At 67.3% G+C, this 11,617-nt stretch carries 10 protein-coding genes; 1 reads left to right on the plus strand and 9 read right to left on the minus strand.

Annotated elements, in window-relative coordinates; translation table 11 throughout:
* Positions 1 to 23 precede the first annotated feature (23 nt).
* The 7 genes from FRZ32_RS03010 to trpD form a co-directional block, all read right to left on the minus strand.
* Positions 24 to 1,385: an outer membrane protein assembly factor BamB family protein gene (locus FRZ32_RS03010; protein ID WP_147042109.1), complete on the minus strand. Its 1,362-nt coding sequence runs from the start codon at positions 1,383 to 1,385 to the stop codon at positions 24 to 26.
* Positions 1,382 to 2,155 (minus strand): tetratricopeptide repeat protein, encoded by a 774-nt coding sequence (locus tag FRZ32_RS03015; protein ID WP_158635813.1) that lies wholly within the window; start codon positions 2,153 to 2,155, stop codon positions 1,382 to 1,384. Before FRZ32_RS03015 ends, FRZ32_RS03010 begins: the two co-directional genes overlap by 4 nt.
* Positions 2,156 to 2,293: 138 nt before the next feature.
* On the minus strand, positions 2,294 to 3,151 hold the full coding sequence (gene panB / locus FRZ32_RS03020) for a 3-methyl-2-oxobutanoate hydroxymethyltransferase (protein ID WP_147042111.1): 858 nt from the start codon (positions 3,149 to 3,151) through the stop codon (positions 2,294 to 2,296).
* 237 nt (positions 3,152 to 3,388) lie between these two features.
* A complete protein-coding gene (gene trpA, locus FRZ32_RS03025) occupies positions 3,389 to 4,192 on the minus strand; it encodes a tryptophan synthase subunit alpha (RefSeq protein WP_147042112.1) in 804 nt (267 codons plus the stop codon).
* Positions 4,189 to 5,361, minus strand: a complete 1,173-nt coding sequence (trpB, locus tag FRZ32_RS03030) for a tryptophan synthase subunit beta (RefSeq protein WP_147042113.1) — start codon at positions 5,359 to 5,361, stop codon at positions 4,189 to 4,191. The genes trpA and trpB overlap by 4 nt, the downstream gene beginning before the upstream one ends.
* Entirely contained in the window at positions 5,355 to 6,761 is a 1,407-nt protein-coding gene (gene trpCF / locus FRZ32_RS03035) for a bifunctional indole-3-glycerol-phosphate synthase TrpC/phosphoribosylanthranilate isomerase TrpF (protein ID WP_147042114.1), read from the minus strand. The genes trpB and trpCF overlap by 7 nt, the downstream gene beginning before the upstream one ends.
* Positions 6,754 to 7,824 carry an anthranilate phosphoribosyltransferase gene (gene trpD / locus FRZ32_RS03040; RefSeq protein WP_205008236.1) on the minus strand — a complete coding sequence of 357 codons (1,071 nt, stop codon included), beginning with the start codon at positions 7,822 to 7,824 and terminating at the stop codon, positions 6,754 to 6,756. The genes trpCF and trpD overlap by 8 nt, the downstream gene beginning before the upstream one ends.
* Positions 7,825 to 8,285: 461 nt before the next feature.
* Between trpD and FRZ32_RS15175 the strand changes: the two genes are divergently transcribed.
* Positions 8,286 to 8,453, plus strand: a complete 168-nt coding sequence (locus tag FRZ32_RS15175) for a hypothetical protein (RefSeq protein WP_158635814.1) — start codon at positions 8,286 to 8,288, stop codon at positions 8,451 to 8,453.
* Positions 8,454 to 8,554: 101 nt separating this feature from the next.
* On the opposite strand, the gene FRZ32_RS03045 is transcribed toward FRZ32_RS15175, so the two are convergent.
* Both FRZ32_RS03045 and FRZ32_RS03050 read right to left on the minus strand, forming a co-directional pair.
* On the minus strand, positions 8,555 to 9,430 hold the full coding sequence (locus tag FRZ32_RS03045; protein WP_243445177.1) for an HNH endonuclease: 876 nt from the start codon (positions 9,428 to 9,430) through the stop codon (positions 8,555 to 8,557).
* A 28-nt stretch (positions 9,431 to 9,458) separates the two neighbouring features.
* On the minus strand, positions 9,459 to 11,306 hold the full coding sequence (locus FRZ32_RS03050; RefSeq protein WP_147042116.1) for an ATP-dependent nuclease: 1,848 nt from the start codon (positions 11,304 to 11,306) through the stop codon (positions 9,459 to 9,461).
* Positions 11,307 to 11,617 lie beyond the last annotated feature (311 nt).

Genomic DNA, 11,617 nt, shown 5'->3' on the forward strand with positions numbered 1-11,617 from the left:
CCCGTGGCGGGAGGGGGACAGGCTCAACGATAGGCGGTCAGGCGGCCGCTGTCGTCGAGCGTGTAGAGCGTGTTGTTCGCAACGATCGGCGGCAGCGAGAAGGCGGAGCGGGTCTCCACCGTCGCCTGGACGCTTCCGTCGGCCGGGTTCACGTAGACGATCTGCCCCTGCGAGCTGGTCAGGATCAGCCGGCCGCCGGCAAGCACCGGCCCACGCCAGAAGATCGGGCCTTCGCCCGGCTTGTCGCGATTCTCGCCGTTCGCGCCGCGCTCGCGGGTGCGCGGCGGATGGACGAAGGCGGGAAGCTGCGAGATCCAGCGCACCCGGCCGGACGCGCGGGCGAGCGCGACGAGCTGGGCGCGATCGGTGACGACGAACACCCAGTCGCCCGCGACCCAGGGGGTCGAAAGGCCGGCGAGGTTGACCTCCCAGGCGCGCTGCCCGGTGATCAGCTCGATCGCGACCATGCGGCCGCCGCGGCCGACCGCGAAGACGCGGCCATTGTCTACGACCGGATCGGCATCGACGTCGGAGAGCGTGCCGACGACGGTCGAGATGCCGGTGCGGGCGAGCGCGTCCTGCCAGACCGTCTCGCCATTCTCGTAGCGATAGGCGGTGAGTTCGCCGGAGGAATAGCCGGCGACGACCGTGCTCTGCGCGAAGGCGGGCGAGGCGACACCGAACACGCCGGCAAGCTCGAACGATCCGGTCGCGGTCCAGTGGGTCTCGCCGGTGTCGCGGTCGAGCGCATAGAGCTGGTTGTCCTGGCTCAGCACATAGACATTGTCGACGCCGACGGTCGGCGCGCCGCGCAGCGGGCTGCCCGGCTTCACCAGCCAGATCTGGTTGCCGGTCGCGGCGTCGAGCGCGGCGGCATCGCCGGCGCCGTTGACCGCATAGACATGGCCCGAATCGTAGGTGACGCCGCCGCCGAACAGGGTCTCGCGCGGGGAATTCTCGCCGCGCACCTGGTGCGACCAAAGCTGCTGGCCGGTATTGGCGTCGAACGCGCGCACCGTCGCGGTGATGTCGATCGTATAGACCCGCCCGTCGCCGACCACCGGCTCGGAGGCGAGGCGGGCGCGGACGTTCGATCCTTCGCCGATATTCGCGGTCCACAGCTGCTGCGGCGTGTCGCCGAGCGCGACGTGGATCATCGACTTGGCGGCATTGCCGCCCGATGTCGGCCAATCGGCGTTGACATAGGCGCTCGGCACGGTGACCGGCACGCCGGCAAGCGCCGCATCGACCTCGATCTGGTTCTCGTTGCTCAGCACCGGGATCCGCTCGCCGACCGTCGGCGTCGAGGGGCGGCGGTGACCGCGCATGGTGCTGCAGCCGGTGAGCAGGCCCGCCACGACCAGCGCGGCGATCAGACGCTTCATTGACTGTTCCTCTCGGTTGCGGGCGGTGGAGCCGCGGCCGCCTGGGCCGGGGCCTCGGGAGCGGCCTGCGCCGCCGCCGCGGGCGACCCGAGCGATTCGACCGCGTTGACGCCGAGCGATCCGGCCATCTGGACGGCGCGGGCGCGGATCGATCCGGGCACGTTCTCGTCGCGCGCGATGCGGCCGAACATCGGTCCGGCAAGTTCGGGCCGGTGCAGCTTGAGCTGGGCGATGGCCACCATCTCGCCGGCGGTACCGAACCAGGGCTGGCCCGGCTGCGCCAGCGGGGTCAGGCGCTGGACGACCACCTGCGGCGGCAGCCGATCGAATTCGAGCGCGGTCTGCCGCACCAGCGCCGCCTGCCGGTAGGGCTCGGCGAAATCGTCATTGTCGGCGATCGAGCGCAGCGTCGCGATCGCGGCCGGAAGCTGGTTCTGCTCGATCTGGGCATTGGCCCGCGCGAAGAGAGCGGCGACGCGATAGCCGGGCGAGCGGCTGTCGGCGAGCTCGGCGAGCTTCGGCAAGGCGGCGTTGCGGTTGCCGGCTTCCATCTTGTCGAGCGCGTCGGTCAGCGCCTCGGCCTGCTGGTCGCGCTGCTCGGCGCGGTGGCCCTGGTACCAGATCAGCCCGGCGATCCCGGCGAGGACCAGCACCGCCGCGGCGATCAGCGCCCAGCCGTAGCGGGCGACGAAATTGTTCAGTTGTTCCTTGCGGAGCTCTTCATCGACTTCCCGCAGGAAGGTCTCGCTTTCGGTCGGCTTGATCGCCAAGGTCTGTTCTCCGCATGAACGAGCGGCCCCCGGCCGCGCGCCCCAAGTCATTAGCCGTCTGTCTGGCGCCCGCCAGGCGCGCCGGCGGGCGCGCCCCCAAGCGGCTCCTTACCGGGGCAAATCGGCAAACGGAAGCCCTCACGCTTTCGGCGCGTAGGTCTGGTCCTGGGTGGGAAAGGCGCGCGATCGCACCTCGGCGGCATAGGTTTCGACGGCGCCCGCAATCTCCTGCGCCAGCGCGCCGTAGCGCTTCACGAAGCGCGGCACCCGCTCGAACATGCCGAGCATGTCGTCGACGACCAGGATCTGGCCGTCGCACTCGGCCGATGCGCCGATGCCGATGACGGGGCAGGACACCGCCGCCGTCACCTCGCGCGCGATCGTCTCGACCACGCCTTCGACGACGATCGAGAAGGCGCCGGCCTGTTCGATGGCGCGGGCATCGTCGAGGATCTTCGAATGTTCGGCATTGCTTCGCCCGCGCGCGCCATAGCCGCCGAGCGCGTTGACCGCCTGCGGCGTGAGCCCGACATGGCCGATCACCGGAATCCCGCGCGCGCTGAGGAAGGCGACCGTCTCGGCCATCGCCACCCCGCCTTCGAGCTTGACCGCGGCGGCGCCGGTTTCCTTCATCACCCGCGCCGCGCTGCGGAAGGCCTGTTCGGGGCTTTCCTCATAGGATCCGAACGGCATGTCGACCGCGACCATGGCGTGCCACGATCCGCGCACCACGGCGGCGCCATGGGCGCACATCATGTCGAGGCTGACCGGGATGGTCGATGGCAGGCCGTAGATCACCTGCCCCAGCGAATCGCCGACGAGCAGCAGGTCGCAATGCGGATCGAGCAGCTGCGCCATCCGCATCGTATAGGCGGTCAGGGCAACGATCGGCTCCTTGCCCTTGCGCGCCTGCAGCGCCGGCGCGGTGAGCCGCTTCATCGGCGCCGGGCTCGGCGTCGCGCGGCTGGTCGCGGTGTCGATCGTATAGGTGGACATGCTTGGCTTCTAGACGATTGCCGCGCTGCGGCAAAGGATCAGGCCGATTCACATGAAACCTTCTCCCCCTCCCTGACAGGGAGGGGCAGGGGTGGGTTTGGCAGCGGGCGAGGCTCGATGCGTCGGCCGATGCTGTTGCTGACTCAGAGAGAATCTTCTGGGCGCGCCGACGCGCGCACCCACCCCTCAATCCCCTCCCTGCACGCAGGGAGGGGAGGCAATTGGCTGAGCGCCGGGCTAGCCCTGCACCGCCTCGCGAATCCGCGTCGCCCCCTTCATCGCCGCGACGAAGCTGCGGACCGCGCCGGCGGGATCGTCGGGATGGTCGGCGATCCGCTGCACGATCGCCGAGCCCGAGATCGCCCCCGCCGCCCCGGCTGCGAGCGCCGCCGCGACATGATCGGGCTTCGAGATTCCGAAGCCGAAGACGGGCGGCGGCGCGCCGTTGCGGGCGAGCGCGTCGATCAGCGCCGCATGATCGAACCGCACCGCCTGGTCCGCGCCCGTGATCCCCGCGCGCGTCACGCAATAGGTGTAGCCGCCGCCGAGCGCGGCGATCCGCGCGATCCGATCGTCGGGCGTGTTCGCGGCGGCGATCAGCACCGGATCGATCCCGGCCGCCCGCGCCGCCTGGGCGAAGGGTGCCGCCTCGATCTCCGGCACGTCGGCGACGAGCACGCTGTCGACGCCAGCCTCGGCCGCCGCGCGATAGAAGGCGTCGCGCCCGCGCGCGACGACGAGATTGGCATAAGTGAGGATGCCGACCGGCACGTCGGCGTGGCGCGCGCGGAACGCACCGAGCAAGGCGAAGCAGTCGGCCGGCGTCACCCCCTTTTCCAGCGCCCGCACCGCCGCGGCCTGGATCACCGGCCCGTCGGCGACCGGATCGGAAAAGGGGATGCCGACCTCGATCATGTCGGCCCCGCCCTCGACCAGCGTGTCGAGGATCCGCGCGCTCGTCTCGAGATCGGGGTCGCCGAGCATCACGAAGGCGCCGAACGCGCCTTCGTTGCGGCGGAAGATGGCGGCATAACGGCTCATCCCAGCTCCATCAGGCGGCGCGCCTGCTCCATGTCCTTGTCGCCCCGCCCCGAAATGTTGACGACCAGCACCGTCTCTTCGTCCGCTTCTTCGGCCAGCTTCAGCGCGTGGGCGAGCGCGTGCGCCGATTCGAACGCGCACACGATCCCCTCGCGCCGCGCCAGCGTCGCGAAGGCGGCCAGCGCCTCCTCGTCGGTCGCGCCGACATAATCGGCCCGGCCGCTGTCCTTCAGAAAGGCATGTTGCGGCCCGACCGCCGGATAATCGAGGCCCGCCGAGACCGACCAGCTTTCCTCGATCTGCCCGTCCGCGTCCTGCAGCACATAGGTCGCCGCGCCGTGCAGCACGCCGGGGCGGCCGCGCAGCAGGGTCGCGCCATGCTCGCGCCCGTCCAGCCCCTTGCCCGCCGGCTCGACGCCGATCAGCCGGACGCCGGCATCGTCGATGAAGTCGGCGAAAATGCCCATCGCGTTCGATCCGCCGCCGACGCAGGCGATCACCGCGTCGGGCAGCCGTCCCTCGACCGCGAGGATCTGCGCGCGCGCCTCCTCGCCGATCACCCGCTGGTAATCGCGAACGATCGTCGGGAAGGGGTGCGGGCCGGCGACGGTGCCGAGCAGATAATGGGTGTCGGCGAAGCTCGCCGCCCAGTCGCGCAGCGCCTCGTTGATCGCGTCCTTGAGGCCCTGCTGCCCGCTCGTCACCGGCACCACCTCGGCGCCCATCAGCCGCATCCGGAAGACGTTGAGCTCCTGCCGCGCGACATCGTGCGCGCCCATGTAGATGCGCGTTTCCAGGCCGAACAGCGCGCCGGCGAGCGCGGTCGCGACGCCGTGCTGGCCGGCGCCGGTCTCGGCGATGATCCGGCTTTTGCCCATCCGCCGGGCGAGCAGCGCCTGGCCGAGCACCTGGTTGGTCTTGTGCGCGCCGCCGTGGAGCAGATCCTCGCGCTTGAGGTAGAGCCGCGCCTTGTCCGATCCGAGGTTGCGGCACCGGGTGAGCGGCGTCGGCCGCCCGGCATAGGTTCGCAGCAGGCCGGTCAGCTCCGCCTGGAACTCCGCGTCGGCCTGCGCCTCGAGAAATGCCGCTTCGAGCTGTTCGAGCGCCGGCACCAGGATTTCCGGGACATAGACGCCGCCATAGTCGCCGAACCGTCCGTCGCTCAGCATGGCGAATCGCCCCGCGCCGGCACGCGCAGCGCCTCGAAAAAGGCCTGGAGCTTCTCCGGGTCCTTGCGCCCCGGCGCCCGTTCGACGCCCGAGGAGACGTCGAGCGCCCAGGCGCCGACCTTCGCCGCGGCGGCGGCATTGCCGGGATCGAGCCCGCCGGCGAGCAGCGCCGTCCTGAGCTCGCGCCGCCCGTCGATCAGCGTCCAGTCGAACGTGCGGCCGGCGCCGCCCGATGCGCGGCCGACCGCCGTGTCGAACAGCAGCCGATCGACGCCCGGGCGCGGCCGGGGCACGCTCCTTGCGACCGGAAGCGCGCCCCAGATCTCGACGCCGACCGGAAGCGCGGCGCGCAGGCCCTTCACATAATCGCCGTCCTCCGAACCGTGGAGTTGCACGGCGCGCAGGCCGAGCCAGTGCGCGGCTTCGGCGATCCGCTCGATCGGCGCGTCGCGGAACACGCCGACGATTCCGGCGCCAAGGTCGCGCGCCGCGCCGGCGATCGGCTCCGCCTCGGCCGGCATCACGTAGCGCTGGGATTCGGGGACCATGATGAGGCCGACGAAGCAGGCGCCGGACCGCGCGGCGCGTTCGGCATCGGCGGCGCTGCGGACGCCGCACACCTTCACCCGGCCGAAGGCGAGCGTCCGCGCCGCCTGCGCCGGCCGCTTCGCGCGCATCAGCGACGTGCCGACCAGGAAGGCGCCGGCATGGGGCGCCAGCCGCTCGACGTCCTGCCGCCGCGCGATCCCCGATTCCGACACCACGATCCGGTCGGCCGGCACCAGCGGGGCGAGCTGCTCGGTCGTGGCGAGGTCGACGGTGAGGGTCTTGAGATCGCGATTGTTGACGCCGATCAGTTTCGCGCCGAGCGCGACCGCGCGCGCGACCTCGGCCGCGTCGTGGGTCTCGACCAGCGCGTCCATGCCCAGCCGCTCGGCGGCGCGCATCACCTCGGCCGCCTCCTCGTCGTCGAGGACCGACAGGAGGACGAGCACCGCGTCGGCGCCGTGCAGCCGCGCTTCCGCCACCTGCCGGGGATCGACGACGAAATCCTTGGCGAGGATCGGCCCGTCGAACACGCGCCGTACCGCCGCCAGGTCCTCGAGCGCGCCGCCGAAGAACGGCCCGTCGGTCAGCACGCTGACCGCGGAGGCGGCGCCGGCATAGGCTTCGGCCTGGACGGCCGGATCGACCTGCGCGATCTCGCCCGCCGACGGCGAGGCCTTCTTGACCTCCATGATGAAACGCGCGCCGGGGGAGGCGAGCGCGGCGGCGAGGCTTCGCTCGGCCCGCTTCGCCTGGCTGCCGATGTCGCAGAAGGTCGCGCTGCCGAGCCGCTGCGCGACGTCGATCTTCTTGCGCGCGACGATCGCGCCCAAGGTGCCGCCCGGGTCACGCATGGCTGATCTCCACCAGATGATCGAGGACGCGGCCGCCCGCGCCCGATGCGAGGATCTGGAGCGCGATGTCGGCGCCCTCCTCCAACGTCCCGGCGCGCCCGGCGGCGAGCAGCAGCGCGCCGGCGTTGAGCGCGACCGCATGGTTCTCGGCCTCCGCGCCGCGCCCGGCGAGCAGCGCCCGCAGCCGCGCCGCATTCTCCTCCGGCCCGCCGCCGGCGAGCGCCGAAAGCGGCGCGCGCGCGAGGCCGGCCAGCTCCGGCGACAGCGTCATCCGCTCGGTCTCGCCGTCCATCAGCCGCACCGCGATCGTCTCGGCGTGGAGCGCGACCTCGTCGAGCCCGCCGCCATGCACCACCATCGCCCGCTCGACGCCGAGCGCCGCCAGCGTCTGCGCGACCGGCGCGACCAGCCCCGGATCGGCGACGCCGACGAGCTGGACCGGCGGCTCGGCCGGGTTCACGCACGGCCCCAGGATGTTCATCACCGTGCGGACCTTGAGCGCGCGGCGCACCGGCCCGGCATGTTTCAGCCCCGGATGATATTGCGGCGCGTAGAGGAAGCAGATCCGCGCCTCGTCCAGCGCCCGCCGCGCCGTCGCCGGGCTCACCTCCAGCTTGACGCCCAGCCGCTCCAGCACGTCGGCGGATCCGCAGCGCGAGGTGACCGATCGGTTGCCGTGCTTCGCCATCGGCAGCCCCGCCGCCGCGGCGACGAAGGCGACGGCGGTGGACAGGTTGATCGTCCCCGATCCGTCGCCGCCGGTGCCGCAGGAATCGGCGAAGGGATAGTCCGGCCGCTCGAAATCGAGGTCCGCCGCGCGCAGCGCCCGCGCCGCGCCGATCAGCTCGTCGACGCTCTCGCCCTTGATCCGAAGCGCGATCAGCAGCGCCGCGATCGCCGGCTCGGCGAGCCGCCCCGCCACCAGCTCGGCGAAGACGCACTCGGCCTCCGCCCGGGTGAGCGATTCGCCGGCGAACAATCGTTCGAGCGCGGCCTCATGGTCGGGTGGCCCGCCCCTGGCGTCGGGCGGTGTGATGGCGAGGGCGGCGGCGGTCATGGTCATGGCAAGGTCCTGGAAGTGCATCGGGGCGAAGCGGCGCGGGCCGCGCGTACGAAAAAGCCCGCCGGTGGCGGCGGGCTCGTTGCGTATCGTCGGGAAGATCGGTCCTAGGAGACCGTCACCATCGCCACGCGCGGGCCGCCGCATCTGGACGGGACCAGCGCCACTGCCAGGCCTGCGAGACGGAGGCACGCGCGGCCGCGTCGCCCGGACGGGCGGCGGACAGGCCGGATGAGGAAGCGTGCGGCGTCATCGCGGCGGAAAGTGCTGATTCCCCCGCCGCTCGTCAAGCCTCTCGTTTCGCTTTCCATCCCTTCCCGCCGGGCGAAGTCGATGGATCGAACGCCGAGACGCCCTTCTCGCGCATTCTCGGCATCGCGCGTCGCGAGAAGTGGGCGGAGCTTGGCGAGCCGCCCCGTCCCGAACATCCGCCGCGCCGCTATCTGGTCCCGCACGGCGAGGTGATGATCGAGCCGCGCGAATCGATCGACGGCCGGGCCCCCGGCACGTTCAGGGAGAAGGAGGCCGCCCGCGACGAACGCTACCGCGCGGACGCCAGAGCCCAGCTTGAGTGGGAAGCGCAGGCGCGCCGAGATTACGAGCGCCGGCGCGATAGCGGCGCCGCATCCTAATCGAAGAGCCGCGCCAGGCCGGCAAGCCTGCCCCGGGCTCGATCCGGGGGGCAGGACTGACGTCACGGGACAATGGTCCCGTGGCGGCTGGCTCTGCCCCGTCAATGCTTGAAGCAATGCTCCCGATGCCACGCGAGGAACGCCGGATGCGGCCTCAGCGACGGGCGCCCGGGCGCGAGCGCCCTGCCCGTCTTGTTGATCATCGCCTCGACGCTCGAACGGTCGTTCACTTGCCGCGAGACCAGGATGCCGAGATCGTCGTCGAAGCCGATCAGCCCGCGATCGAACATCCAGTGCGCGGTGCCCGATAACGCAATGCCGTTCTGGATGCTGTCGGGCCCGCCATGCTCGACCGGCTTGATATGCGCCGCCTCCGCCTCGGCGCGCCCGCCGCCGTTGATCAGCTTCCACCCGGTGACGGCGCAGGTTTCGTCATAGGCCTGCAACACCGCGCGGCGGAAGAACGCCTTGCGCTCGGGCTTGGCGATCAGCCGCTCGATGATCGGCCGCTCGACGTGGAACGGCGCCTGCAGATCGTGCACCCGGTCGAGCGCTTCGGCATCGTCGACCCGAGGCAGCACGATGTCGTTCTCCGGCAAGCCCGCGCGGACGATCCGCGCGAAGTCCGCCGACGACAGCGGCCGGACCGCCGCCTGCGCCCGGCCCGAGATCGCGCCCGCCTCATTGAGCACCCCGCGCTCGATCGGCCCCTCGGGGCCGCTGAAGGGAACGGCGCGGATGAAGTCGAGATAGGTCCCCGGCTCGATCAGGGCCACGAACATTCCCGGCGCGTTGTCATCAGGAATGATCCGCTCGACCTTGGCGACGGCGAAGTAGCCGCGCGAGTTCCTGACCTTGCTCGGTTCGAGATAGACGATCCAGTCGGCGACGCACGGCTCGGCCCGGCCGAGGTATTGCGCGGGGAATTGATAGCGCTCAGCCGGGATATCGTCGTAGATTGAACCGGCTTTGTGCATGAAGACGCAATGAGTCATCTAGGCTCAATCACGGTGCTGCGAGGGTCTGATCAGCCCAAAGGAAGACGCGCTCTGCGAATCCGAGAATCTCTCCCTCGATGAAGGACGCATCCGCTGCCGCCAACTTCTCGGTCAAAAACATCTGAAGCTCACTCTTGCCGACCACATCGCAGCCAAAATGGGCCTTCACCGGATCTGCGAGCCTTGAAAGCAACACTGCTTCCAAGGATTTGCCCGAGAAGGTAGACCCGAAAGTGGCTATTCGCTCGACTTCACCCTGCTTCATCGCCCACTCGCTCAGATATTTCTTCTGCGCGTCGCGGCCTTCCTTGTCATCATCAAGCAAGACTACATTGCGAAAACCCCAACCCGTCAAAAGACTGATGATTGGTCCCAACGACTGAGCTCCCCCGCCCGGCACAACAGCGAACCCACGCGACTTGTTCTGGAATGCAAGTTCAAAAAAAGCATAGTCGCTCTTTCCTTCGACGATGAGAGATGGCCTCTCAAGCGTCAGTTGCGACGGTCGATATTCGAGCGCATCAAGTACCGGAAGAAAGTAGGTTCTTTGGTTGGGATGTTTGCCGACAAAGGAACGATATTTTAGGGCACTTATGTTTGTTTCACCGCTTGACATGAATTCATCTTCGATTCCTTCGTAGTTGAGCGCCTCATTTTTTACGATGTAAGCCCTGTCAAGCCAGGCAGGATTAATCAGGTAATGGCTATGGGTTGAATAGATAACAATATTACTACCCTCCGCAAGGCCCTGCATGCTCGCTAAAAGCTCTTCTTGAGCCCGCGCGTGTAGATTAGAGGCCGGCTCGTCAAACAGGAACACAACCCCGTTTTCATCCGTTCTAAGCGCACGAAAATACGTAAATATCCAAAAACAGAAAAACCACCTAAACCCCAGAGATCGGTCGCCTATTTCGTACTTTTCCGCATTCCGGATATCGACCAAGAATATCTTGATATAGATACAATCCTTCTCTTCGTCATGACCGTATTCGAATTCTATTCTCTTGCTGTCGAATCCGCGGCTAAACACCTTTCGCCAGGAGTCCATTATAACCGACGTGACTTTTGACGAAGCTTTCAGCAAGACATGATTGACCTGCTCTCGACGATCAGTTTGAAGAAAGGAAAACCAGGACCACGATCCTTCACTGCTGCGAATGCGATCTATGATGTGCTCTTGAATGTTCAGTCCTTCATGGAGGCTATCGAGGATGTCCTGAAGTAATCGCCGGTAGTATTTATTAACAGGTTTTTCATTGGACGCTTCTTCGAGATAAATTTTCTCGGGCATCTCGAACAGGAAGGTTGGGAAGTATAATATTTGTGGAATTCTGTCTTCCAAGGCCTCGGTAAGAACGCCCCAAGCCTCATGCTCATCGTTGATCGTCTTTGCGGTTTTTGCCTTTCCCTTAAAAACCTTGAAGGATGTGGGGAACGTCCTGATCGCCTTTTGAAAATCGGAGTTCTTGAATCTGAAATTATGGGTGATATTTATCTCTTTCGGGAGAGTTGCCCTTTCTAGGGAGAATCCGATGTTTTTTAGAGCCTTTTCTAGAGCCTCATAATCGTCCCCATCCAATACGAGTCGCGCTGATACAATTACGTCTCCGTTGAAATTGGATTTCTTTGATTTTGGGACGAATCCGCTTTTGTTGATGGACGCGTGTTCGATGTTATAAATCTTTTGAAGCTCTATATCGGCAGCTACGAAATAGTTTATAGCTTCAAGGATCGTCGTCTTGCCGCTTTCGTTAAGGCCGATAAGTGAGAACACTCTTGGATCGGGGGCATCTACATCGATCGTGCAGCTCTGAATTCCCTTGAAGTTCTCAATTGTGAAGCTCTTGAATCGCATCGCTCTCTGCCCCTGCCCGACGCCATTTTTTCCGCAGTATACTCCTGAATCGCCACTCAGAAAGGATGGGTTTGTCGTTCTCCTCAACCGTTAATGCCTTGGCGTCCTGGGCGCGGGCTAGGGCAGCTGAGTTCTGCGGTACCTCGGCGCGCCTGCCGCGCTCCTCCGCCACGGCCCGGCTCCGCATGTCCTGCGGACATGCTCCGATGGCCCGTGACGTCGATCGGCTCTGCCTACGTCAGGCCGTCGGCCGGAATAACCGCTGGCCTGCGGCCACCGGCTTCTAGTCTCCAGTTGCTGCGCAAGCTTCG

It is taken from the genome of Sphingosinicella ginsenosidimutans, from assembly GCF_007995055.1.
Lineage (GTDB): Bacteria > Pseudomonadota > Alphaproteobacteria > Sphingomonadales > Sphingomonadaceae > Allosphingosinicella > Allosphingosinicella ginsenosidimutans.